General features: G+C 62.1%; 1 protein-coding gene. It reads right to left on the reverse strand.

The features are described from left to right. Positions 1-30 precede the first annotated feature (30 nt). Positions 31-1,178, reverse strand: a protein-coding gene (locus R2N11_RS26335; protein ID WP_152524438.1) for an IS3 family transposase whose coding sequence is annotated in 2 segments (ribosomal slippage) — positions 31-917 and positions 917-1,178 — 1,149 coding nt in all. Because the reading frame shifts where the segments join, the coding sequence is not laid out codon by codon here. Positions 1,179-1,239 lie beyond the last annotated feature (61 nt).

Below are 1,239 nucleotides of genomic sequence, written 5' to 3' on the forward strand. Positions count from 1 at the left end.
TGGGCTGCTGCCGGTTCAGTGGACACCGACCTAAGCTTCTCGAGCTTGCTCAAACTGTATCGGACTGACGTAGCCGAGCGTCGAATGCCTGCGCGTCGGATTGTAGAAGCGCTCGATGTAGTCGAACACGTCTGACCTAGCTTGCTCGCGACTGCGGTAAACACGACGCGCCGTTCGCTCGGTCTTCAGGCTGCTAAAGAAGCTTTCCATCGCCGAGTTGTCCCAGACCTCGCCGGCGCGGCTCATGCTACAGGTGATGCCCTGTTCCTTGAGCAACTGCTGGAAGTGCTCACTGGTGTATTGGCTGCCCTGGTCCGAGTGATGGAGCAACTGCACCGGTCGCCCACGTCGCCACACGGCCATCATCAGCGCATCGGCCACCAACTGCGAGGTCATGCTCGATTGCATTGACCAGCCCACCGCCCGGCGCGAGTACAGGTCCAGCACCACCGCCACGTACAGCCAGCCCTCAGCCGTCCAGATGTAGGTGAAGTCCGCCACCCACTTCTGGTTCGGTGCGTCAGCCTGGAATTGGCGGTCCAGCACGTTGGCCGCAATGGCGCAGCGCTCGCCATGGTCCTTGGGCAAGCCTCGCCGCCTGGGCCTGGCACGCAGGGCCTGCGCCCGCATCAATCGCTCGATACGGTGCAGGCCGCAACGCTCACCCAGCGCCAGCACGTCGTGCCAGACTCGGCGGGCACCGTAGGTGCGGTCACTGCCAACGAAGCTTTGCCGTACCTTCGCCGCCAGCGCTTCGTCTTCCAGGCTGCGACGGCTCCTGGGCCTCACCAGCCACGCATAGAAGCCACTTCGCGAGACACCGAGCGCCTCGCACATCAGCTTGACCGGCCAGGCCACCCGGTGCTTCGCCACGAACTCGAACTTCACAGTGAGTCCTTGGCGAAGTAGGCCGCGGCTTTTTTCAGAATGTCGCGCTCCTGCTTGAGCTTCGCCACTTCCTTCTTCAGTCGCTCGATTTCAGCCTGCTCAGGCTTCATCACCCCCTTGCCTGGGAATGCCTCCTGAGGGTCTTGTGCCGCCTCCCGCACCCACTTGCGTAGCACGTTCTCGTGCACGTCCAAGTCGCGCGCTGCTTGCGACACCGACACCCCTCGCTCTTTGACCAGCCTCACGGCCTCAAGCTTGAACTCCCGGCTAAATTGCCGCCTCGTTCCCATAAACCACCTCCAGTTTCATTTTCCACCTTAACAAGGTGTCCATGAAACCGGCAGCAGCCCA

The sequence above is a fragment of the Ralstonia flaminis genome (assembly GCF_958415495.1).
GTDB classification, from domain to species: domain Bacteria; phylum Pseudomonadota; class Gammaproteobacteria; order Burkholderiales; family Burkholderiaceae; genus Ralstonia; species Ralstonia flaminis.